This window comes from Streptomyces sp. NPDC058052 (genome assembly GCF_042885515.1).
GTDB lineage: Bacteria > Actinomycetota > Actinomycetes > Streptomycetales > Streptomycetaceae > Streptomyces.
The window spans coordinates 33,184-54,145 of the sequence record NZ_JBHVRX010000024.1; the positions used below are offsets into that span (position 1 = coordinate 33,184).

At 73.7% G+C, this 20,962-nt stretch carries 18 protein-coding genes; 9 read left to right on the top strand and 9 right to left on the bottom strand.

Going from position 1 to position 20,962, the window contains the following annotated elements; translation table 11 throughout:
* Positions 1 to 99: 99 nt before the first annotated feature.
* The 4 genes from ACFVU3_RS28070 to ACFVU3_RS28085 all read left to right on the top strand — a co-directional run bounded on the left by ACFVU3_RS28070 (position 100) and on the right by ACFVU3_RS28085 (position 3,984).
* A complete protein-coding gene (locus tag ACFVU3_RS28070) occupies positions 100 to 936 on the top strand; it encodes a glycosyltransferase family 2 protein (RefSeq protein WP_390070464.1) in 837 nt (278 codons plus the stop codon).
* Positions 933 to 1,985 carry a glycosyltransferase family 2 protein gene (locus ACFVU3_RS28075; protein ID WP_390070466.1) on the top strand — a complete coding sequence of 351 codons (1,053 nt, stop codon included), beginning with the start codon at positions 933 to 935 and terminating at the stop codon, positions 1,983 to 1,985. Before ACFVU3_RS28070 ends, ACFVU3_RS28075 begins: the two co-directional genes overlap by 4 nt.
* Positions 1,986 to 2,035: 50 nt before the next feature.
* Positions 2,036 to 2,800, top strand: coding sequence for a polysaccharide deacetylase family protein (locus tag ACFVU3_RS28080; RefSeq protein ID WP_390070598.1), 765 nt, complete (start codon positions 2,036 to 2,038; stop codon positions 2,798 to 2,800).
* A gap of 74 nt (positions 2,801 to 2,874) precedes the next feature.
* Positions 2,875 to 3,984, top strand: coding sequence for a DUF5925 domain-containing protein (locus ACFVU3_RS28085; RefSeq protein ID WP_390070468.1), 1,110 nt, complete (start codon positions 2,875 to 2,877; stop codon positions 3,982 to 3,984).
* Positions 3,985 to 4,032: 48 nt separating this feature from the next.
* Here the strand turns inward: ACFVU3_RS28085 and ACFVU3_RS28090 are convergent, their stop codons facing one another.
* On the bottom strand, positions 4,033 to 4,410 hold the full coding sequence (locus tag ACFVU3_RS28090) for a GntR family transcriptional regulator (RefSeq protein ID WP_390070470.1): 378 nt from the start codon (positions 4,408 to 4,410) through the stop codon (positions 4,033 to 4,035).
* A 73-nt stretch (positions 4,411 to 4,483) separates the two neighbouring features.
* Here ACFVU3_RS28090 and ACFVU3_RS28095 point away from each other — a divergent pair, with 73 nt between their 5' ends.
* Positions 4,484 to 5,404 (top strand): GNAT family N-acetyltransferase, encoded by a 921-nt coding sequence (locus ACFVU3_RS28095; protein WP_390070471.1) that lies wholly within the window; start codon positions 4,484 to 4,486, stop codon positions 5,402 to 5,404.
* On the top strand, positions 5,385 to 5,864 hold the full coding sequence (locus ACFVU3_RS28100) for a DUF402 domain-containing protein (protein WP_390070473.1): 480 nt from the start codon (positions 5,385 to 5,387) through the stop codon (positions 5,862 to 5,864). Before ACFVU3_RS28095 ends, ACFVU3_RS28100 begins: the two co-directional genes overlap by 20 nt.
* Before the next feature lie 15 nt (positions 5,865 to 5,879).
* Here ACFVU3_RS28100 and ACFVU3_RS28105 read toward each other — a convergent pair whose 3' ends face one another.
* The 4 genes from ACFVU3_RS28105 to ACFVU3_RS28120 all read right to left on the bottom strand — a co-directional run bounded on the left by ACFVU3_RS28105 (position 5,880) and on the right by ACFVU3_RS28120 (position 9,466).
* A complete protein-coding gene (locus ACFVU3_RS28105) occupies positions 5,880 to 6,329 on the bottom strand; it encodes a DUF6299 family protein (RefSeq protein ID WP_390070474.1) in 450 nt (149 codons plus the stop codon).
* Positions 6,330 to 6,470: 141 nt separating this feature from the next.
* Complete coding sequence (locus ACFVU3_RS28110; RefSeq protein ID WP_390070476.1) at positions 6,471 to 7,964, bottom strand: tripartite tricarboxylate transporter permease; 1,494 nt, start codon at positions 7,962 to 7,964, stop codon at positions 6,471 to 6,473.
* A gap of 3 nt (positions 7,965 to 7,967) precedes the next feature.
* Positions 7,968 to 8,486, bottom strand: coding sequence for a tripartite tricarboxylate transporter TctB family protein (locus ACFVU3_RS28115; RefSeq protein WP_390070478.1), 519 nt, complete (start codon positions 8,484 to 8,486; stop codon positions 7,968 to 7,970).
* The gene (locus tag ACFVU3_RS28120) at positions 8,483 to 9,466 is read right to left on the bottom strand and encodes a Bug family tripartite tricarboxylate transporter substrate binding protein (protein ID WP_390070480.1); all 984 of its coding nucleotides are present in this window, start codon (positions 9,464 to 9,466) and stop codon (positions 8,483 to 8,485) included. Before ACFVU3_RS28120 ends, ACFVU3_RS28115 begins: the two co-directional genes overlap by 4 nt.
* A gap of 149 nt (positions 9,467 to 9,615) precedes the next feature.
* Between ACFVU3_RS28120 and ACFVU3_RS28125 the strand changes: the two genes are divergently transcribed.
* Positions 9,616 to 10,284, top strand: a complete 669-nt coding sequence (locus ACFVU3_RS28125) for a response regulator (protein ID WP_390070482.1) — start codon at positions 9,616 to 9,618, stop codon at positions 10,282 to 10,284.
* 153 nt (positions 10,285 to 10,437) lie between these two features.
* Positions 10,438 to 11,469 carry a lytic polysaccharide monooxygenase gene (locus ACFVU3_RS28130; protein WP_390070484.1) on the top strand — a complete coding sequence of 344 codons (1,032 nt, stop codon included), beginning with the start codon at positions 10,438 to 10,440 and terminating at the stop codon, positions 11,467 to 11,469.
* 68 nt (positions 11,470 to 11,537) lie between these two features.
* On the opposite strand, the gene ACFVU3_RS28135 is transcribed toward ACFVU3_RS28130, so the two are convergent.
* From ACFVU3_RS28135 to ACFVU3_RS28145, 3 genes are all read right to left on the bottom strand, one after another.
* The gene (locus ACFVU3_RS28135; RefSeq protein WP_390070486.1) at positions 11,538 to 12,392 is read right to left on the bottom strand and encodes an esterase/lipase family protein; all 855 of its coding nucleotides are present in this window, start codon (positions 12,390 to 12,392) and stop codon (positions 11,538 to 11,540) included.
* A 168-nt stretch (positions 12,393 to 12,560) separates the two neighbouring features.
* Positions 12,561 to 13,517: a hypothetical protein gene (locus ACFVU3_RS28140; RefSeq protein ID WP_390070487.1), complete on the bottom strand. Its 957-nt coding sequence runs from the start codon at positions 13,515 to 13,517 to the stop codon at positions 12,561 to 12,563.
* Positions 13,514 to 16,972 carry a DNA polymerase III subunit alpha gene (locus tag ACFVU3_RS28145; RefSeq protein ID WP_390070488.1) on the bottom strand — a complete coding sequence of 1,153 codons (3,459 nt, stop codon included), beginning with the start codon at positions 16,970 to 16,972 and terminating at the stop codon, positions 13,514 to 13,516. The genes ACFVU3_RS28140 and ACFVU3_RS28145 overlap by 4 nt, the downstream gene beginning before the upstream one ends.
* A 189-nt stretch (positions 16,973 to 17,161) precedes the next feature.
* Here ACFVU3_RS28145 and ACFVU3_RS28150 point away from each other — a divergent pair, with 189 nt between their 5' ends.
* Positions 17,162 to 18,199: a DUF3533 domain-containing protein gene (locus tag ACFVU3_RS28150; RefSeq protein WP_390070490.1), complete on the top strand. Its 1,038-nt coding sequence runs from the start codon at positions 17,162 to 17,164 to the stop codon at positions 18,197 to 18,199.
* 60 nt (positions 18,200 to 18,259) lie between these two features.
* Here the strand turns inward: ACFVU3_RS28150 and adhE are convergent, their stop codons facing one another.
* Positions 18,260 to 20,854, bottom strand: a complete 2,595-nt coding sequence (adhE, locus tag ACFVU3_RS28155; RefSeq protein ID WP_390070492.1) for a bifunctional acetaldehyde-CoA/alcohol dehydrogenase — start codon at positions 20,852 to 20,854, stop codon at positions 18,260 to 18,262.
* Between the last annotated feature and the right edge of the window lie 108 nt (positions 20,855 to 20,962).

Here is a 20,962-nt window from a genome sequence, read left to right on the forward strand (position 1 = left end):
GCTTCCGTGCGGGGATGGCGAGAACCCCCCTTTCGAACCGGACACACGACCGGGCCGCCCAGGGGTGGGCGGCCCACCGGACGAGAGGGAAACCGACCCATGAGCTCGTTCCTGCGCCCGGCCGTCACGGGCCATGAATTGACCGAGCCGAGTCGAATAGCGGCCCAGTACCGGGCCATCACGTCCCATCTGGCGATCACTCCGCCCGTGAGTGTCGTCATTCCCGCGATGAATGAAGCGGAAAATCTTCCGTACGTGTTCAAGTCGCTGCCGGAATGGATTCACGAAGTCGTCCTCGTCGACGGAAATTCGACGGACAACACCGTGGAAGTGGCCCGCGAACTGCGGCCCGACGTGAAGGTCGTCAAGCAGGTCGGCAAGGGCAAGGGCGACGCCCTGATCAGCGGCTTCGCCGCCTGCACCGGCGACATCATCGTCATGGTGGACGCCGACGGCTCGGCGGACGGCCAGGAGATCGTCTCCTACGTCTCCGCCCTGGTCGGCGGCGCCGACTTCGCCAAGGGCTCGCGCTTCGCCAACGGCGGCGGCACCGACGACATGACCGGGATCCGCCGGCTCGGCAACTGGGCCCTGTGCGCCCTCGTCAACCGGAAGTTCGGCGCCCGCTACACCGACCTCTGCTACGGCTACAACGCCTTCTGGAAGCACTGCCTCGACAAGATCACCCTCGACTGCACCGGCTTCGAGATCGAGACCCTCATCAACATCCGGGTCGTCAAGGCCGGCCTGAAGGTGCAGGAGGTCCCGAGCCACGAGTACCTGCGGATCCACGGCGTCAGCAACCTCAACGCGGTGCGCGACGGCATCCGGGTCCTCAAGGTGATCCTCCGGGAGAAGCGCGTCACGAAGGCCGCCCGGGCGCTCCGCCGGCCCGCCGCCTTCTCGGTCAACGTCCCCCGGGGAGAGGTGTCTTGAACGACCGCCCGGCCCCGCTCCGCTTCTCGGTGGTGATCTGCGTCTACACGGAGGAGCGGTGGGGGGACATCCTCGCCGCCGTCGACTCCGTCCGGAAACAGTCGCTGGCCCCGCTGGAGACCCTGCTCGTCGTCGACCACAACGAGCGGCTCCTGGACCGGCTCACCGAGGAGTACGCGGACGCGCGGAACCGCGGCGAGGTGCGGGTGCTCGCCAACGCGGGCCCCCGCGGCCTCTCCTCCGGCCGCAACACCGGGATCGCGGCGGCCCGCGGCGAGTTCGTCGCCTTCCTCGACGACGACGCGGTGGCCGAGCACGACTGGCTCCACCATCTCGCCGCCGGCTACGAGGACCCGGAGGTCGTCGCCGTCGGCGGGCGCACCCTGCCCTCCTGGGCCTCCGGCCGCCGGCCCGTCTGGTTCCCCGAGGAGTTCGACTGGGTCGTCGGCTGCACCTACCGGGGGCTGCCGCCCGGCCGGGCGCGGGTCCGCAACGTGCTCGGCGGCAACGCCTCCTTCCGGCGCACCGCCTTCGACGCGGCCGGCGGATTCGCGACCGGCATCGGGCGGGACGGCGACCGGCGGCCGCTCGGCTGCGAGGAGACCGAACTCTGCATCCGGCTCGCGAACGCGGTGCCGGGCGCGGTCCTGCTCATCGACGACCGGGCGGTCATCCACCACAAGGTGCCCGCCGTCCGCGAGCGCTTCGCCTACTTCCGCACCCGGGTCTACGCCGAGGGCCTCTCCAAGGCCCTCGTCGCCCAGAGCGTCGGCGCCGGCAAGGGCCTGGAGTCCGAACGGCGCTACACCAGCCGGGTGCTGCCCGCCGGTGTGCTGCGCGGGGTGCGGGACACCCTGCTCGGCCGGCCGGGCGGCGCGGGCCGGGCCGGGGCCATCGTCACGGGCGTGGCGCTCGCCGCCGGCGGCTACGCCCTCGGCACCCTCCGCGCCCGCCGCGGCGGGGCCCCCACCTTCTCGTGGGGGCCGATCACGCCGGAGGGCGCACCCGGGGAGGACCGGGACGCCGGCGCCAAGGAGACGGTCGCGTGAGCGGGACCCCCGCCGGGGAGGCGGCCGCCCCCGCCCCCGTGCCGATCCTCATGTACCACGCGGTCGCCCCCGATCCGGCGCCCGCGACGCTCGGGCTCTCCGTGACCCCCGAGGCGTTCGCCGCGCAGATGGACGTGGTGGCCGACCGGGGCTTCACCCCGGTCACCACCGCCGCGCTCGCCGCCGCCTGGCGGACCGGTGCGGACCTGCCCGCGCGGCCGCTGCTCGTCACCTTCGACGACGGGTACGAGGGCGTGCACCGGTACGCCCTGCCGGTGCTCGCCGGGCACTCCTTCGTGAGCACCGTCTTCGTCACCAGCGGCTGGCTGCCCGGACGGCACGCCACCGGCGGCGCCCTCGACACCATGCTCGCCTGGGGACAGGTCCGCGAACTGGCGGCCGCCGGCACCGAGATCGGCGGGCACAGCCACAGCCACCCGCAGCTGGACCAGCTGGACGCGCGCCGGCTGCGATTCGAGGCGCTGCGCTGCCGGGAGCTCGTCGGGGAGGAGCTCGGCACCGCCCCGGACTCCTTCGCCTACCCGTACGGCTACTCCAGCCGGCGGGTGCGCGCCACCGTCCGGGAGGCCGGCTTCGCCCAGGCCCTCGCGGTGGGCAACGCGCTCGCGCGCCGCCGCCAGGGGCCGTACGCCCTGGAGCGGGTGACCGTGCGCCGCTCCACCACGGTCGAGCAGTTCGCCCGCCTCGTCGAGGGCAGCTCCGTCGCCCGCGACTTCGCCGTCGACCGGGCCCTGACGAAGGGGTACGCGCTCGCCCGCCGGGCCCGGGGCGCGGTGCGCGGGCACTGGATCTGAGGGGCCGGGGAGAAGCGGGCCCCACCGGGGCAAAACCCCGTGCGCGGCCCGGCCGGCCGGTGGATCATGGCGGCATGCCAGACACCCCCGCCGTACCTCCCGGGCCGCGCGAGCCGCTGCCGGTCGTGGTCAACCTCGACGACAGCGACTCGCCGAGCGACGTCATGGACGCGCTCTTCCTCGACCGGTTCACGACCGGGGCGCAGCCGCACGCGCACGGCCTCACCCTGGACCGGGTCCGGCCCGACGCGACCCTGCTGCCGCCCGGTGCCCGGGTGCTGTGGGGCGCCAAGGAGGAGGACCGCAGCTCCGTGCTGGCCGAGGGCGAGGGGTGGACGATCCTCTCCTCCCGCTGGAAGCACCGCGCCGACGTCACCGTGACCGCGACCGGCCCGGAGCTGGCCGAGCGGGTTCTCGCCGAGGCCACCGACGGCGCCAAGGACGAGCCGGAGCCGGAGCCCGAGGACGTCACCATGGGCTTCTGGTACCTGGCCCCGCAGCGCGGGCCGCGCCGGATGACCCGTCCGATCAGCGCGGCCACCTGGGAGGAGGCCCGCCCCAACTACACGGCGGCGGTGGCCGATTCGATGGACCGGCTGATGAGGACGACGCCGGAGGACGTCACCGGGCGGCTCCTGCTGCTGCACGGCCCGCCCGGCACCGGCAAGACCTCCGCGCTGCGCACCCTCGCCCGGTCCTGGCAGGACTGGTGCCAGGTGGACTGCGTGCTGGACCCCGAGCGGCTCTTCAACGACATCGGGTACCTGATGGACATCGCCATCGGGGAGGACGACGGCACCGAGAAGGAGCGCTGGCGGCTGCTGCTCCTGGAGGACTGCGACGAGCTGATCCGGGGCGGGGCGAAGGAGGCCACCGGCCAGGCGCTGTCCCGGCTGCTCAACCTGACGGACGGTCTGCTCGGCCAGGGCCGCAACGTGCTGGTGGGGCTCACCACCAACGAGGACCTGGAGCGGCTGCACCCGGCCATCGTGCGGCCCGGCCGCTGCCTGGCGCGGATCGAGGTCGGGCCGCTCAGCCGGGCCGAGTCGGTGGCGTGGCTGGGCCACGAGGACGGGGTGCCGGGCGACGGCGCCACGCTGGCGGAGCTGTTCGCGCTGCGGCGCGGCGCCTCCCCCTCCGACTTCCCCGACCAGCGCTCCCCGTCCGCCGGGCTCTATCTGTGAGGCGGTGACGCCGGGTCCGCCGGAGCGCGCCCCGGCGGACCCGGCGTCTCACTCGGAGTCGTACGCGGCCCTCAGCGCGTCCCGTACGGCGGCCTCGGCCTCGTCCCGGGTGAGGCCCAGCCGGTACGCCTCCTCGGCGTACTGGGCGGCGGCGGAGGCGGCCCTGCGGCTGGCGGCGTCACCGGCCGCCGCGACGAAGGTGCCGTGCCGGCCCCGGGTCTCGATGACCCCGTCGGCCTCCAGGGCCTTGTACGCCTTGGCGACCGTGTTCGCGGCGAGCCCCAGCTGCTCCGCGAGTCCCCGGACCGTCGGCAGCTTGTAGCCGACCGGGAGTCTGCCCGACCGGGCGCGCTCCGAGATCTGGGCGCGCAGCTGTTCGTAGGGGGCGGTGGTGGACTGGTGGTCCACGGCGAGTGTCAGTGTCACCCACCCGATTCTGCCCCCACCCCACGGGAAAATGGGAGGCGGCGGCACGGCCCCGGCCGTAGCGTGCGGCCCCATGACTGTGATCGTGCGTGACGTACGGCCCGACGACGCCGAGGGTTTCGCCCGCGTCCGGCGGGCCGCCCTCCCCTGTCTGCCGGCCACCGCCGAGCAGGTGGCCTTCGACTGGGCGCACGCCCATCCCGGCTCCCACGCCCGGCCGCTGGTGGCGGTGACCGAGGACGGCGAGGTCATCGGGACCGCGCAGGTCTCGCTCGCGCACGACTCCCCGGAGCCCGGCATCGGCTGTCTCGACGTGTACGTGGACCCGGCCCGTCAGGGGCTCGGCGCGGGCACGCTGCTGGTGCGCACGGCGGAGGAGCACCTGGCCGAGCGGGGCGCGACGACGCTCTACAGCCGGGTCCTCGACGAGCCGGGGAACCGGGGCTACGCGGAGCGGCGGGGGTACGCGCCGAGCCGTTCCGCGCACTTCCTGCGGCTTGACCTGACGGCGGGGCTGCCGCCGCTCCAGGCGCCGCCGGCCGGCGTCGAGCTCGTGCCGGCCGAGGAGTTCGCGGCGGACCCGCGGCCGCTGTTCGCGCTGGACGCGGCGACCACCGCCGACGAGCCGGGCGATGTGCCGGCCGAGCTGGACGACTATCCGCACTGGCTGGAGACCACCTGGAACCACCCGCTGCACGACCGGTCGCTGACGACCGTGGCGGTGGTGGACGGGGTGCCGGCCGCGTTCAGCGCCGCGCGGACCGACGGGCTCGGGCGGTACTTCTCCGGGATGACGGGGACGGCCCCGGCCTTCCGCGGGCGCGGTCTGGCCAAGCTCGCCAAGAACGCGTCGCTGCACCGGGCGCGGGCGGCGGGCTGCACGGAGGCGTTCACCGGGAACGACGCCGGGAACGGGCCGATGCTGGCGATCAACGAGTGGTTCGGGTACGCGATCGGGGCGACGGAGGTGCGCTATGTCAGGGCGCTCGGTTGAGGTGGCGCTGTGGAAGGCGGGGCGGCTGAAGATCCGCTATCCCGCCGAGGTGGTGACGGAGACGGCGGTGCGCCTGTCGGTGCGGGCGCCGTGGGCCGCGGAGGGGGTGCGGGACTTCGGGTTCGTGCGCTTCGAGCCGGGTGACGTCTTCGTCGAGCACTACTGGACCGACCGCTGGTTCACCGTGAAGGAGGTGTGGTCGGCGGAGGGCGGGCTCAAGGGCTGGTACTGCGACATCACCCGGCCGGCCGAGTTCGGGGCGGCCGGGGTGACGGTCGAGGACCTGGACCTGGACCTGTGGGTGTCGGCGGACGGCAGCGAGGTGCTCCGGCTCGACGAGGACGAGTTCGCGGCGAGCGGTCTCGCCGTCTCCGACCCGGAGGCGGCCGAGCGGGCCGTGGCCGCCCTCGACGAGCTGGAACGGCTGGGCCGGCGGGGCCTGGTGGCCCTGCTCGGCTGAGCCGTCGGCCGGGGCTCAGCCGAGGTTGACGGGGGCGTTCTCCAGGGCGCGGAAGCCGGGGTCGGGCAGGCCGAGTCCGCCCTCGGGCGCGAGCTGTACGAGGGTGGCCTCGACGCGTGCCTCGCCGGGCTGGTAGGCGGGGTCCTTCACCACCGAGGTGTTGGTCCAGGTGCGGAGCAGGCCGTCGCAGACGGCGCGGGTGCCGCCGATCCCGGCGGAACGGTCCTGCTGGCGGAGGGTGGAGCTGACGAAGACCGGGCCGGCGCTGTCGTCGAGGCAGCGGTAGGTGCCGGAGAGGGTGATCCTGCCGTCGGCGCCGAGGAGTCCGGCCGGGTCGACGGTGAGGAAGTCCGCGAGCCGGCCGGCCGGGTCGACGGCGAGCCCGTCCGCCCCTCCCGCGTGGGCGAGAGGGGCGGCGGCCGCGGCGAAGAACGCGGTGGCGGCGAGGGCGAGTCGGACGCGCATGGGGGGTGTCCCTTCGGGGTGGGGGGAGACGTACGCCCGCCAGGGATACCGGATCCGGCCGTCCGTTGTCCGAAACTCACTCCTTCATCGGCGCGTTGGCCGGACGGCACGCCTATCGTCGTACCGTCCTACGCCCCGGGGTCACGCCTCGGTGCGGCGGCGGGTCACCGCCTTGCGCACCAGCGGCCACCCCAGCAGGAGCAGCACGATCACGTAGACGGTCACCGAGAACGGGGTGTTCACCAGCCCGGCGACGGAACCGTCGCTGATCTGGAGGGCCCGGCGCAGCTGCTGCTCGGCGGCCGGGCCGAGGATGACGCCGATGACCGCCGGCAGCACCGGCAGGCCGTAGCGGCGCATGCCGAGGCCGAGGAGACCGACCACCAGGAGCACGACCAGGTCGAGGGCCTCGCCGCCGACCGCGTACGCGCCGACGGCGGCGAAGAACAGGATCCCGGCGTACAGGTACGGGCGCGGGATCCGCAGCAGCTTCGCCCAGACGGGCGCGAGCGGCAGGTTGAGCGCGAGCAGCAGGACCATGCCGACGAAGAGCGAGGCGATCAGGCCCCACACCAGCTCGGGCTCCCGCTCGAAGAGCAGCGGGCCGGGCTGGATGCCGTACTGCTGGAAGGCGGCGAGCATCACCGCGGCGACGGCGGTCGTCGGCAGGCCCAGCGTCAGCATGGAGACGAGGGTGCCGGCGGCGGACGCCGAGGCGGCCGACTCGGGGCCCGCGACGCCCTCGATGGCGCCCTTGCCGAACTGGTCCTTGTGCTTCGAGAGCCGCTTCTCCGTCACGTACGACAGGAAGGTCGGGATCTCGGCGCCGCCGGCCGGGATCGCGCCGAACGGGAAGCCGAGGAACGGGCCGCGCAGCCACGGCTTCCAGGTGCGCCTCAGGTCCTCGCGGCCCAGCCAGGGGCGTCCGACGGGCACGGGCCGGCCGGCGGTGCGGCGCAGATGGGCCGCGACCCACAGGGCCTCGCCGATGGCGAAGAGGCCGACCGCGACGATGACGACGTCGACGCCGTCGGCGAGCTGGAGCGAGCCGAAGGTGAGCCGCTGCTGGCCGGTGAGCTGGTCGAGGCCGACCAGACCGATGGTGAGGCCGATGAGCAGGGAGGCGACGCCGCGGATGCGGGAGGAGCCGAGGACCGAGGTCACCGCGATGAAGGCGAGGACCATCAGGGCGAAGTAGTCGGGGGCGCCGATGTCGACGGCGAGGGCCGCGACGGTGGGGGCGAGGACGACCAGCAGCATCGTGCCGATCATGCCGCCGGTGAAGTGGCCGATCGCGGCGGCGGCGAGCGCCTGCGCGCCCCGCCCGGCCCTGGCCATCGGATGGCCTTCCATGGCGGCGACGACGGCCGCGCTCTCACCGGGGGTGTTCAGCAGGATCGAGGTGGTGGAGCCGCCGAACATGGCGCCGTAGTAGATGCCGGCGAACATGATGAAGGCGCCGGTGGGTTCGAGGCCGTACGTCACCGGGAGCAGCAGGGCGACGGCCATGGCGGGGCCGATGCCGGGCAGCACGCCGATCGCGGTGCCGAGGAGCACGCCGACGGCGGCCCACAGCAGGTTGACCGGGGTGAGGGCGGTCCCGAAGCCGTCCATCAGGGAGGTCAGGGATTCCATGGGTCAGAGCACTCCCATCAGCGGCCCGCCGGGCAGCGGAACGCCCAGCAGGCGGTCGAAGACGCCGTAGGTGAGGAGGGAGAGGACGGCCGCGATCAGCGGGTCGCGGGCGGGGTGGCGGCTGCCGAGGGCGTAGGCCGCGCCCCAGAAGAGGAGGGCGCCGGAGACCGGGAAGCCCAGCGGGCCGATGAGGACGGCGAAGCCGAGGAAGACGCCGACGAGCAGCAGGACGGTGCGCCAGTCGGCGGGGGCGTCGAGGTCGATGTCCTCGCCGCCCTCCGCCTCGCCGCGTCCGCCGTGGAGCACGTCGAGGGCGAGGAGGACGGCGACGACGAGGAGGCCGCAGCCGACGACGAGGGGGACGGTGGCCGGGCCGACGGGGCCGCGGGCGGAGACGTCGACGTCGAGGGTGAGGGCGTCGGTGAGGACGAGGACGCCGAGGAGGAGGAGCAGGGCGCTGACGCCGAGCTCGGAGCGGTCCTTGAGCCGGTCCTTGAGCGGGGGCTTCGGGGGGGTGGTCACAGTCCGAGCTCCTTCAGCACCGTGTCGACGCGGGTGTTCTGTTCGGTGAGGAAGGCGCCGAACTCCTCCCCGGGCAGGAAGGCGTCGGTCCAGCCGTGGGTCTTCAGGGACTCGCGCCACTGGGGCGAGTCGTGCAGTTTCGTGACGAGCGTGACGAGCCGGTCCCGCTCGGCGTCGGTGAGGCCGGGCGGGGCGACGATGCCGCGCCAGTTGGTGAACTCGGTGTCGAGACCGGCCTCGCGGAGGGTGGGGGCGTCGAGTCCGGGGACCCGCTCGGCGCCGGTGACGGCGAGCAGGCGCAGCTCGCCGGCCTTGATCTGGTCCAGGTACTCGCCGACGCCGGAGACGCCGAAGGCGACCTTGTCGCCGAGGATCGAGGCGAGGAGTTCGCCGCCGCCGTCGAAGGGGATGTAGTTGACCTCCTTCGGCGGGATGCCGGCGGCCTGGGCCATCAGCATCGGGGCGAGGTGGTCGGGGCCGCCGGGCGAGGAGCCGCCGCCGACGGGCAGCTTGCCGGGGTCCTTCCGCCAGGCCGCGAGCAGCTCCTGGATCGTCCGGTACGGGGAGTCCTTGGAGACCACGACGATGTCCTGCTCCTCGGTGAGCCGGGCGATCGGGGTGGTGTCGGCGAGGGTCCTGGGGGTCTTGTTGGTGTGGACGGCTCCGACGACGCCGAGCCCCATCGACATGGCGACACGGCCGTCGCCGCGCTCGCCGACGAGCCGGGTGAGGCCGACGGTGCCGCCCGCGCCGGGCAGGTTGAAGACCTCGATGTCGCCGGTGAGACCGGCTTCCTCGGCGTTCTTCGCCGCGGTGCGGGCGGTGATGTCGTAGCCGCCGCCGGGAGTGTTGGGGACCATGAACCGCAGGCCGGGTATGTCGGTGCCGGTGTCGGAGCCGCTGCCGGGGGTGAGCAGCGGCGGCCCCACGAGCACCAGCAGCGCCGCCCCGAGCAGGGCGAAGGGGGTGCGAAGACGCAACGCGGCCGCCTCTCGGTGGTTGGGTGGGTTCCGGGACGGGCCCGGGAGAAGTGAAGTGGGCCACATGTTGCCCGCGCGTGAGGAAGCTGTCGCTCTTCCGCAACCAACGGACGTTGTGGTCCTTGTGGTCGCGACCTACCGTGTCCGGCGTGACGAAGGTGCTGGTGGTCGACGACGACTTCATGGTGGCCAAGCTGCACAGCCGCTACGTGTCGGCCGTGCCGGGCTTCTCCGTCGTCGGTGTCGCGCACACCGGCGCGGAGGCGCTGCGCGCCGCCCACCGGCTGCGCCCCGACCTGGTGCTCCTGGACATCTTCCTGCCGGACATGGACGGCATCGGGGTGCTGCGCGAGCTGCGCGGGGCCGGTCTCGCGATGGACGCGCTCTTCATCACGGCGGCCCGGGACGCGGGGATGGTCCGGGCGGCGCTGCGGGCCGGCGCCCTGCACTACCTGATCAAGCCCTTCAACCAGGCCGCGCTCCACGAGCAGCTGCGCCACGTGGCCTCCCTGCGCACCCGCCTCGACGGCCTGGACGAGGCCCGGCAGGAGGACGTGGACCAGATCTTCGGCACCCGTCCCCCCGGCTCCCGCGAGCTCCCCAAGGGCCTGGCCCCGCACACCGCCGATCTGGTCGAGGGCATCCTCCGCGCCCACCCCGACGGCCTCTCGGCCACCGAATGCGCCGAGGCGGGCTCCCTCTCCCGCGTCAGCACCCGCCGCTACCTCGAACACTTCGCCGCCACCGGCCGCGCCGAGGTCACGCTCCGCTACGGCGGCACGGGCCGCCCGGAACGGCGGTACCGGCCGGCGGGGTGAGGCGGGGCCGTTCCTGAGGCGGTTCTTTCGTGGACCTTAAAGCGGTCCTAAGAATCGCCATCTCCCCTTCTCCGGGGCCTTTTTCGGCGGTCGCGGGGGCTAGCGTGCGGGGCAACCCCCCACACCCCACCCTCGTGTCAGGAGTGTCCCCCCATGACGTCTCGTCGTACGGCCGCCGTTCTCACCGCCTCGGCCGCGGTCGCCCTCGCCGGGCTCGCCGGTGCGCCGGCCCACGCGCACGGTTCGATGACCGATCCGGTGAGCCGGGTCGCGGCCTGTTACGCGGAAGGGCCCGAGTCGCCGTCGTCCGCGGCGTGCAAGGCGGCGGTGGCGGCGAGCGGGACGCAGGCGTTCTACGACTGGAACGCGGTGAACATCGCGAACGCGGCCGGGCAGCACCGGCAGCTGATCCCGGACGGGAAGCTGTGCAGCGCGGGCAACGACAAGTACCGGGGTCTGGACCTCGTCCGGGCGGACTGGCCGGCGTCGAAGCTGGCGGCCGGGAAGCACACCTTCCGGTACAAGGGGACGGCGCCGCACAAGGGTTCGTTCGAGCTGTACGTGACGAAGGACGGGTACGACCCGTCGAAGCCGCTGAAGTGGTCGGACCTGGAGGCGAAGCCGTTCGTGACGGTGACCGACCCGGGGATGCAGAACGGCGACTACGTCTTCGAGGGGACGGTGCCGAAGAAGTCGGGCCGCCACCTGATCTACTCGATCTGGCAGCGGTCCGACTCCCCGGAGGCGTTCTACACCTGCTCGGACGTGGTGTTCGGCGCCGACAGCGGCGGGGCGGCGCCGTCCGCCTCCGCGCCGACCGACGACCAGATCGAGGACGGGACGGACGAGTCCTCCGTCGAGCACGGCGGGCACGGCGACCACGACGCCTCGACCGGGGCGGGGGCCACGGACGCGGCGCCCGAGCCGACCGCGGAGGCGACGGCGAAGGCGACGGGGGCCGCCCCGGAGCCGTCCGCGGAGGAGACGGAGGCCGCCCCCGCGGCCACGCCGGCCGTCACCGCCTCCCACGCGCCCGCCCTCGGCGGCGCCGGCGACGCCGTGGAGCTCGCCGAGACCGGCGGGGACGCGAACACGCCGTACCTCGCGCTGGGTGGTGCCGCCGTGCTGGCGGCCGGCGCGGCCGTGCTGTTCGGCGCGACCCGGCGGCGGGCCCGCCGGGGCTAGGCCGTTCCCTTCGGATCACGCCGCGAGCCCGGCAGGATCCGAGAGCGACGGCCTTGGAGCCGACGGTGTTACCCGATCACCGAGAGGCAGGTGGTCGGGGTGGCGCGGGCCGGGTCGAGGGCGTTGGCCACCTCGTGGAAGGCGACCCGGTCCACCGTGCCGATGGCCACGTGCTCGGAGAGGTCGAGGGCGCACTTGTCCTGGATGAGGACGTTGGTGACGTCCGGGCCGGAGAGGAACTGCGAGCGGTACGGCGTGACGACCTCGTCGTACCGGGTCGCGATGGTGTGGTAGCGGACGCCGGGCACGGTGTCGCCGCCCTCGTTGAGCTTCGTGAGGAAGGCGGAGCCGGCGATCTGGTCGGCGAGGCCCGGCGTCGTCGCCTTGATCAGGTCCTCGGCGCCGGGGAAGTACGGCAGGAGCCTGGTGAGGCCGAGCAGGGTGGTGCCGTGGTTGTCGGGGGCGATCCCGACGAGCGCGTTCACCTTCTCGGCCCCGCCGAGGAACTTGAGGTACCAGCGGGGCATCATGCCGCCCTGCGAGTGGCCGACGAGGTCGGCCTCGGGGGCGCCGGTGGCGGCGAGGACCCGGTCGACGAAGACGTCGAGCTGGCCGGCCGACTTCTCGATGGGGCCGAGGCCGTGGAAGAAGGGCACGTTCGGCAGCTGGCCGTAGTCGAGCGAGTAGACGCAGTAGCCGCGGTTCACCAGGTAGGGCGCGAGGACCAGCCAGTTGTCGACCGAGTTCCCGAGGGTTCCGTGGACGAGGACGACCGGGCGCGGGTGGGCGGCGGAGGGCTTGCAGGACCAGTCGTTCCAGCCCCGGCTCGGGGCGGCCTGGGCGGTGGCGGTGGGGGCGAGGACGGCGGCGACCGTCAGGAGCAGGACGGACAGCGCTCTGGCGAGGTGTTTCCAGGGCAGCATCGGGCGATCTCCTTGCGGCTCAAGGGGATGGTGGGGGTGCTGTGCCCTGCGGCCCGGACCACAAGTGGGGATGCTCTCCGGCCACGTTACGCACGGGTGTTACCGGCTGGGAAGTTACGCGGCGGTAAAAACTGGCGTGTCGTCAGGGTCCGCCCGGAGAAAGGCCGTTCAGGCGGCCAGGGAGCCCGGGAGGATCGCCCTCGGCCCGAATTTCGCGCGGGCCAGGTCGGCCACCGCCTCGATCCGCCGGGCCTTCTCGTCCGCCGGGTCGAAGGTGAGCTGGTGCGCGGCCCGTTCGGCCGGCCCCAGGCCCTCGGCGCGCAGCGCGACGCCCCGCACCCGGGCCCGCTGGAGGCCGAGGGAGTCGTGGAGCGCGTACCCGAGGGCGGTGAGCGCGGTGGTGTGGGCGGTCGGTTCGGGCAGGGTACGGCTCCGGCTCGTGGTGCTCCGGTCGGCGTACCGGACGGTGAGCGCGAGGGACCGGCAGACCTGGGCCTCGGTCCGCAGCCGGGCGCCGAGTTCGGTGGCGAGCGAGAGCAGCGCCCGGCGCTGTTCCGTACGGTCGGTCTCGTCGTGCGGGAAGGAGCGTTCGGCGGCGAGCGACCGGGCGGCGGCGTTCGGCACGACGGGGGTGCGGTCGATGCCGCGGGCCCGCTCCCACAGCTCGCGGCCGGCCTTGGCGCCGACGAGCCGCTGGAGCACGGCGAGCGGGGCGTCGGCGACCCGGCCCGCGGAGTCAAGCCCGTAGCCGCAGAGGGTGCGGGCGGTGGCGCGGCCGACGCCGTCGAGCGCGACGACGGGGCGGTCGCGCAGGAAGGCCGCCGGGTCGTCGACGGTCAGGGTGAGGCCGGGCCGGGCCTCGCGGGCGGCCATGCGGGCGAGCATCGGGTTGGGCCCGGCGCCGATGACGCAGTCGGCGCCGTACAGGGCGAGGGCCCTGATGCGGATCACGGCGGCGAGTCCGGCGGGGGTGCGGTCGAAGTAGCGCAGCGCGCCGCGCACGTCGGCGAGCGCCTCGTGGGGCGGGGCGGCCTCCACGACGGGGGTGAACGCGCCGAGCAGATCGACGAGCCGGGGCAGGAACGCCTCCCCCGTCTCCGGTCCGAACCGTACGCAGAGGATCATCCGGCGCTCCCCGGGCTGCTGTGCCAGAGCTTCCGCGCCGGGGTGGCGGCGCCGTCCCCGGCGGGCCGGAGGTCGGCCCAGGGGTTCATCTCGTAGCCGGTCTCCATGCGGATCCGGCGGCCGCCGTCGGCAGGGCCGGCCTCCCGCCGCCGCGCGGACAGCCGCTGTTCGGACAGCCGCTCCCCCACCGCGTCCAGCCCGCCGGTGGCCCGCAGTTCGGCCAGTTCGGCGAGGTTCCAGGCGGCGGCGCCGACGACGCTGACGCTGCGCGGGCCGCGCCGCTGCACCACGCCCCTGACCAGGAGCAGCCAGGAGTGGAAGACGGTGTGGGCGCACTGTTCGTGGGCGTCGTCGAAGAAGGCGAGGTCGACGAGGCCGGTGCCGTCGTCGAGGGTGGTGAAGATGACGCGTTTCCCGGAGCGGATCGGCGGGGTCTGGGTGGCGGCCTTGGCACCCGCGACGAGGACGGTCCGGCCGTGGGGGGTGGAGCGCAGCCGCTCGGCGGAGACGACGCCGAGTTCGGCGAGGAAGGCGTGGTGGTCGCCCATGAGGTGGCGGGAGGCGTCCATGCCGAGGACGCCGAGTTCGGCGCTGAGGCGCTCCGACTCGTCGAGGTCCGGCAGGCCGATGGGCGCGGTCTTCCGGCCCTGGGCGAGCGGCAGTTGGCCGCCGTAGGAGGCGGCGCCGCGCTGGGTGCGGTGGAGTTCGGTGAGGTGCAGGAGGAGGTCGCGGCGGTTGGCGCCGAAGGCGTCGAGGGCGCCGACCTGGGCGAGGCGTTCGGCGACGGGCCTGCCGGGGCGGGCCCGCTCCCAGAAGTCGAGCAGGGAGGCGTAGGGCTGTCCGGTCTCGATGCGGGCGGACTCGGCCTCGCTGATGCCGTGGACGTCGGTGAGGCCGAGCCGGAGCCCCCACACCGGAGGCTCATCGGACACCAGTTCGATACGGTGGGCGACCGCCGACCGGTTCACGTCCAGCGGCAGCACCGGCACCCCGCGCCTCCGGGCGTCGGCGAGCAGCAGCCGCTTGGGGTACATGCCGGGGTCGTGGGTGAGCAGTCCGGCGTAGAAGGCGGCCGGGTGGTGGGCCTTGAGCCAGGCCGACTGGTAGGTGGGCACGGCGAAGGCCACCGCGTGCGCCTTGCAGAAGCCGTACGAGCCGAACGCCTCGACGATCTCCCAGGTGCGGGCGACGACCTCGTCCGCGTACCCCCGGCGCCGCGCCCGTCCGGCGAACCACGCCTTGATCCGGCCCTGCGACTCGGGGTGCGAGAGCCCGCGCCGCACCTGGTCGGCCTCGGCCCGGTCGCAGCCGGTCATGATCCGGACGATCTCGATGATCTGCTCGTGGAAGACGACCACGCCGTACGTCTCGCGCAGGGGTTCCTCCAGGTCGGGGTGGGGATAGCGGACCGGGGCGCGGCCGTGCCGGGCCTCGATGAAGGGGCGGACCATGTCGGCGGCGACCGGTCCGGGGCGGAAGAGCGAGATGTCCACGACGAGGTCGTGGAAGGTCGCGGGCTGGAGCCGGCCGACCAGATCGCGCTGGCCCGGGGACTCGATCTGGAAGCAGCCGAGGGTCTCGGTGGAGCGGATCAGGGCGTACGTGTCGGGGTCGCCGGCCGGGACGGCGTCGATGTCCGGACGGGTGCCGGTCGCGCGTTCGACCTCGGCGACGGCGTGGGCCATCGCGGACTGCATGCGCACCCCGAGCACGTCGAGCTTGAGCAGTCCGAGGTCCTCCACGTCCTCCTTGTCGAACTGGGACATCGGGAAGCCCTCGCCGCTGGTGGGGACCACGGGGGTGCGGGTGAGCAGCGAGGCGTCCGAGAGGAGCACTCCGCAGGGGTGCATGGCGATGCCGCGCGGGAGCGCGTCGAGGGCTTCGACCAGCTCCCAGAGGCGGCCGAACCGGGCGCGTTCGCCCGCGAGTTCGCGCAGTTCGGGGAGTTCGTCGAGGGCGGCGAGGGCGTCCCGGGCGCGGATGTGCGGGAACGCCTTGGCGATCCGGTCGGTCTCGGCCGGGTCCAGGGAGAGGGCGGCGCCGACGTCCCGGACGGCGTGCCGGACCCGGTAGGTCTCGGGCATGGAGACGGTGGCGACCCTTTCGGCGCCGAAGCGGCCGATGATCGCCCGGTACACCTCCAGGCGGCGGGCGGACTCGACGTCGACGTCGATGTCGGGCAGGGCGGTGCGGCGCTTGGAGAGGAAGCGCTCCATGAGCAGGCCGTGCTCGACGGGGTCGGCGTGGGCGATGCCGAGGAGGTGGTTGACGAGGGAGCCGGCACCGGAGCCGCGGGCGGCCACCCGGATGCCCAGGGAGCGGACGTCGTCGACGACCTGGGCGACCGTCAGGAAGTAGGTGGCGAAGCCGTGGTGGGCGATGATGTCGAGCTCGCGGTGCATCCGGTCCCAGTAGGCGCCCCGCCTCTCGTACCCCCTGAGGACCATGCCGGCGGCGGCCCGGGAGGCGAGGACGCGCTGGGCGGTGCGGTGCGCGGCGCCGACGAGGTGCGGCTCGGGGAAGTGGGCGGAGCCGATGCCGAGGTCGTCCTCGGGGTCGACCAGGCAGGCGGCGGCGGTCTCGGCGGTCCGGTCGAGCAGCCGGCGGGCGGCGTCGGGGCGGAAGCCGGCGGCCTCGACGATCCGCTCGGCGACGGCCGTCATCGCGGCGGTGTCCTTGAGCCACGCCTCGCCGCTGTCGAGGCCCTTGCGGGGGTCGACGGGGACGAGCCGGCGGGCGGCGTCGAGGACGTCGGCGACGGGGCCCTGGCCGGGGTCGGCGTAGCGGACGGCGTGGGTGAGGACGGGCGTGACGCCCTGTTCGGCGGCGAAGCCGACGGTGCGGGCGGCGAGCCGCAGGGAGCCGGGGCCGGTGCCGGAGCGGCCGTGGTCGACGGCGGCGAGGCGGAGCGCGTCGCCGTACCGGTCGCGCCAGGGGGCGAGCAGCCGGGCGGCGCGGTCGGGGCGGCCGGCGGCGAGGGCGCGGCCGACGTCGGAGTCGGGACCGAGCAGGACGAAGAGGTCCTCGCCGGGGCCGGCGGAGGCGGGCAGGACGGGCCGGGCCTCGCCCGTCCGGGCGTGGGCGGCGGTGACGAGGGCGCAGAGCGAGGCCCAGCCGGTCCGGGAGCGGGCGAGGAAGACGGCCCGGGGCGCGGACTCGTCGACGAAGGCGCCGCCGCGCACGGGCACCCGGCGGGCGGAGGTGAGCCCGTCGCCCGGCTCACCGGCCGGGGCGGTCAGGGGTTCGTGGGCGAGGTCCACGCCGAAGAGGGGGCGGATGCCGTGCTCCTCGCACGCCTTGGCGAAGCGGATCGCGCCGCCGAGGCTGTCGCGGTCGGTCAGGGCGAGGGCGTCCATGCCCCGCTCGGCGGCGCGCGCGGCGAGGGTCCCGGGGTGGGAGGCGCCGTAGCGCAGGGAGTGTCCCGAGGCGGTGCGCAGATGGGTGAAGCCCGTCATGGCGCACCTCCCGCGTTCCTGCTCCGGCGGTGCTTCCCGCACCGGTATTCGTACAGATGTTCCCACCCCCACGGACCACCCTAGCTCATTTCGAACGTGCGTACGATAAGCGAGACGCGGCCGATCGCCGTCAGCCGTTCGGCCCCACCCCACCTGCGGAAACACCCCCTCCCCCGGAACCTGGGGGGCATGAGTCTCGTCGACGAACTGAAAAGCGCCGTCACCCCCCGAGCCGCCCTGCTCGTCGTCGGGGTCTTCGCCCTCCAGCTCCTCTTCATCACCTCGTACGTCGGGGCCCTGCACAACCCGAAGCCGTCGGACGTGCCCTTCGGCGTGGTCGCGCCCGAGCGGGTGGCCACCGCCCTCGTCGGCGAGCTGGAGGAACTGCCCGGAGACCCGCTCGACCCGCGCACGGTCGCCGACGCGGACGAGGCCCGGGACAAGATCATGAACCGGGAGATCGACGGGGCCCTGATCGTGAACCCGGCGGGCCGCACCGACACCCTGCTCGTCGCCTCCGGCGGCGGCACCGTGCTCTCCTCCGCCCTGGAGAAGATCTTCATCCAGGTGGAGGCGGCCCAGCAGCGGGAGGTGCGGACGGTCGACGTGGCCCCCGCCTCGCCGCAGGACTTCGACGGGCTCTCCGCCTTCTACCTGGTCGTCGGCTGGTGCGTCGGCGGCTACATCTGCGCGGCGATCCTCGCCATCAGCGCCGGCTCCCGGCCGGCCAACCGCGAGCGGGCGGTCATCCGGCTCGGCGTCCTCGCGCTCTACTCGGTCCTCGGCGGCCTCGGCGGCGCGATCATCGTCGGCCCGATCCTGGGCGCCCTGCCCGGCTCCGTCGCCGCCCTGTGGGGGCTCGGCACCCTGGTCGTCTTCGCGGTCGGCGCGGCCACCCTCGCGCTCCAGTCGGTCTTCGGGATCGTCGGCATCGGCCTGGCGATCCTGCTCGTGGTGGTCCTCGGCAACCCGAGCGCCGGCGGCGCCTTCCCCGCGCCGATGCTGCCGCCGTTCTGGAAGGCGATCGGCCCCGCCCTGCCACCGGGCGCCGGCACCTGGGCGGCGCGCTCGATCGCGTACTTCAAGGGCAACGACATGACCGCCTCGATGCTGGTGCTCTCCGCCTGGGCGGTGGTCGGCGCCGTGGTCACGCTGGTGATGTCCTCGCTGAAGCGGAAGCCGGAGGGCGACCCGATCGCGGCGGAGGTGGGCGAGCCCCGCGCCTGACCCCGGCCGGACGCGCGAGGAGGCCCCCGCCGCCGCGGGGGCCTCCTCGCGCGTCCGGGGCTACGCGCCGTAGTACGCCCGGACCATCAGCTCCTTCATCTCGTCGATCATCGGCATCCGCGGGTTGGCCGGGGCGCACTGGTCGGCGTAGGCGTTCATCGCCTGCCGCGGCAGGGCCTCCATGAAGGCCGCCTCGTCGACGCCCTCCGCACGGAAGCCCGCCGGGATGCCGCACCGCTCGCGCAGCTCCTCGACCGCCCGGGCCCAGGACTCCACGCCCTCCTCGGGGGTCGCGGCCGGCAGGCCGAGCGTCCGCGCGATCTCCTGGTAGCGCTCGGGCGCCCGGTAGACCTCGGCCTTGGGCCACGGGACGGCCTTGTGGGTGACGGTGCCGTTGTGCCGGATCACGTGCGGCAGGAGCAGCGCGTTGGCGCGTCCGTGGGCGACGTGGAAGGTGTTGCCGAGGGTGTGGGCCATGGCGTGGACGAGGCCGAGGAAGGCGTTGGCGAAGGCCATGCCGGCGATGGTGGACGCGTTGTGCATCTTCTCGCGGGCCTCGGGCGCCTTCGCGCCCTCCTTCACGCAGGTCTCCAGGTTCTCGAAGATCAGCTTGATCGCCTGGAGGCACTGCCCGTCGGTGAAGTCGCTGGCGTAGGCCGAGACGTACGCCTCGGTCGCGTGGGTCAGGGCGTCGAAGCCGGAGTCGGCGGTGACCGTCGGCGGGAGGTGCAGCGGGAGCACCGGGTCGACGATGGCGACGTCCGGGGTGAGGGCGTAGTCGGCGAGCGGGTACTTCTGGGCGGCCTCCGGGTCGGAGATGACGGCGAAGGGGGTGACCTCGCTGCCGGTGCCGGAGGTGGTCGGGATCGCGACCAGCTTCGCCTTCTCGCCGAGCTTCGGGAACCTGTAGGCGCGCTTGCGGATGTCGAAGAACTTCTCCTTGGTGTCCGCGAACTCGACCTCGGGCCGCTCGTACATGAGCCACATGATCTTCGCCGCGTCCATCGGGGAGCCGCCGCCGAGCGCGACGATCGTGTCCGGCCGGAAGTCCCTCATGGCGGCGGCGCCGGCCCGGACGGTGGCGAGCTCGGGGTTGGGCTCGACGTCGTCGACGACCTGGATCGCGACCGGCTCGGGGCGGCCGTTCAGGATGTCGGTGATCTTCCGGACGAAGCCGATCTCGCCCATGGTCCGGTCGGTGACGATCGTGACCCGGTGGACGTCCTCCATCTCGCCGAGGTAGCGGATCGCGTTGCGCTCGAAGTAGATCTTCGGCGGGATCTTGTACCACTGCATGCTGGTGTCGCGCCGTCCGATCCGCTTGACGTTGATCAGGTTCACGGCGGTGACGTTGTCCGAGACCGAGTTGTGCCCGTACGAGCCGCAGCCGAGGGTGAGCGAGGGGAGGAAGGCGTTGTAGACGTCGCCGATGCCGCCGAAGGTGGAGGGGGCGTTGACGATGACGCGGACCGCCTTGACCCGCCGGCCGAACTCCTCGGCGAGCGCCTCGTCCTCGGTGTGGATCGCGGCGCTGTGCCCGAGGCCGTGGAACGCGACCATGGCGGCGGAGAGGGCGAGGCCGTGTTCGGTGCTGTCGGCGCGCAGGGCGGCGAGGACCGGGGAGAGCTTCTCGCGGGTGAGCGGCTCGTTCTCGCCGACCTCGGCGCACTCGGCGAGCAGGATCGACGTGCCCTCGGGGACCTCGAAGCCGGCCTGTTCGGCGATCCACACCGGGGACCTGCCGACGACGGCCGCGTTGAGCCTGGCCCCGCCGCAGTCGGTGCCGTAGGCGGTGGCGCCGAAGAGGTACTCCTCCAGCTTGGTCTTCTCGGCGGCGGTGACGACGTGGGCGCCGAGCCGCTCGAACTCGGCGATGCCCTCCTCGTACACCTCGGCGTCGAGGACGACGGCCTGTTCGGAGGCGCAGATCATGCCGTGGTCGAACGCCTTGGAGAGCACGATGTCGTGGATCGCCCGCCGGAGCCTGGCGTCCTTCGTCACGTAGGCGGGGACGTTGCCGGCGCCGACGCCGAGGGCGGGCTTGCCGCAGGAGTAGGCGGCCTCGACCATCGCGTTGCCGCCGGTGGCGAGGATGGTGGAGACGCCGTCGTGGCGCATGAGGAGGCCGGTGGCCTCCATGGAGGGTTCCTCGATCCACTGGACGCAGTGGGCGGGCGCGCCGGCGGCGACGGCGGCGTCGCGGACGATCCGGGCGGCCTCGGCCGAGCACTTCTGGGCGGAGGGGTGGAAGGCGAAGACGATCGGGTTGCGGGTCTTGAGGGCGATCAGCGCCTTGAAGACGGTGGTCGACGTGGGGTTGGTGACCGGGGTCATCGCGCAGACGACGCCGACGGGTTCGGCGATCTCGGTGATGCCGTTCAGCTCGTCGCGGGAGATGACGCCGGCGGTCTTCAGGCCGGCCATGGAGTGCGTGACGTGTTCGCAGGCGAAGAGGTTCTTGACGGCCTTGTCCTCGAAGAGGCCGCGGCCGGTCTCCTCGACGGCGAGGCGGGCCAGTTCGCCGTGGGCGGCCAGCGCGGCGAGCGACGCCTTCCTGACGACGCGGTCGACCTGCTCCTGGTCGAGGGTCTCGAACTCCGCGAGCGCCCCGAGCGCCCGGCCGACGAGTCCTTCCACCATCTCCTTGGCCTCCATGACGGGCCTCCTTCACCGGTCCCTTGTTTCTCCGTCTCCTCCATTCGACACCCGATGACCTGCGGAAAGGGACGCGGAAAGACCCTTGGGACGGGGCCGGAAGTCCTT

Bases quoted from the DNA above. Each gene is read 5' to 3' on its own strand.
- ACFVU3_RS28070 (WP_390070464.1), top strand. From the start codon at position 100: ATGAGCTCGTTCCTGCGCCCGGCCGTCACGGGCCATGAATTGACCGAG.
- ACFVU3_RS28080 (WP_390070598.1), top strand. From the start codon at position 2,036: ATGTACCACGCGGTCGCCCCCGATCCGGCGCCCGCGACGCTCGGGCTC.
- ACFVU3_RS28085 (WP_390070468.1), top strand. From the start codon at position 2,875: ATGCCAGACACCCCCGCCGTACCTCCCGGGCCGCGCGAGCCGCTGCCG.
- ACFVU3_RS28095 (WP_390070471.1), top strand. From the start codon at position 4,484: ATGACTGTGATCGTGCGTGACGTACGGCCCGACGACGCCGAGGGTTTC.
- ACFVU3_RS28100 (WP_390070473.1), top strand. From the start codon at position 5,385: ATGTCAGGGCGCTCGGTTGAGGTGGCGCTGTGGAAGGCGGGGCGGCTG.
- ACFVU3_RS28105 (WP_390070474.1), bottom strand. From the start codon at position 6,329: ATGCGCGTCCGACTCGCCCTCGCCGCCACCGCGTTCTTCGCCGCGGCC.
- ACFVU3_RS28110 (WP_390070476.1), bottom strand. From the start codon at position 7,964: ATGGAATCCCTGACCTCCCTGATGGACGGCTTCGGGACCGCCCTCACC.
- ACFVU3_RS28130 (WP_390070484.1), top strand. From the start codon at position 10,438: ATGACGTCTCGTCGTACGGCCGCCGTTCTCACCGCCTCGGCCGCGGTC.
- ACFVU3_RS28135 (WP_390070486.1), bottom strand. From the start codon at position 12,392: ATGCTGCCCTGGAAACACCTCGCCAGAGCGCTGTCCGTCCTGCTCCTG.
- ACFVU3_RS28140 (WP_390070487.1), bottom strand. From the start codon at position 13,517: ATGATCCTCTGCGTACGGTTCGGACCGGAGACGGGGGAGGCGTTCCTG.
- ACFVU3_RS28145 (WP_390070488.1), bottom strand. From the start codon at position 16,972: ATGACGGGCTTCACCCATCTGCGCACCGCCTCGGGACACTCCCTGCGC.
- ACFVU3_RS28150 (WP_390070490.1), top strand. From the start codon at position 17,162: ATGAGTCTCGTCGACGAACTGAAAAGCGCCGTCACCCCCCGAGCCGCC.
- adhE (WP_390070492.1), bottom strand. From the start codon at position 20,854: ATGGAGGCCAAGGAGATGGTGGAAGGACTCGTCGGCCGGGCGCTCGGG.